Source organism: Bartonella sp. AA81SXKL, assembly GCF_042196945.1.
Classification (GTDB): Bacteria; Pseudomonadota; Alphaproteobacteria; order Rhizobiales; family Rhizobiaceae; genus Bartonella.
Map to the genome: position 1 here is coordinate 315 of NZ_JBHIRH010000388.1, position 256 is coordinate 570.

At 33.6% G+C, this 256-nt stretch carries 1 pseudogene; it reads right to left on the minus strand.

The window, feature by feature from the left end:
- Positions 1 to 33 precede the first annotated feature (33 nt).
- Positions 34 to 256 (minus strand): annotated as a pseudogene (locus tag ACFINZ_RS11855) (MFS transporter); the annotation flags it as partial.

Sequence of the window (256 nt, forward strand, 5' to 3'; positions counted from 1 at the left end):
GTTCAATATAACGAAATGATGATATATAATTTTCTACCAGTTTTGCTGGTTTTGACTTTCAGATCCTCGGATTTTAAGTACCTTCATCGCAAAGTTAAAAAAACCAGAAATAATAAAGAATATGCCGTCTATCAGAAGGGTTCCTTTTGTTCCTGCATAGACAAGTGTAAATCCACTTAACCCAATACCTATAATAATGCTAAGTTCATAAACCATATCGATTGTCGCATTTGCATTGACCATATGTTCTCTCGAT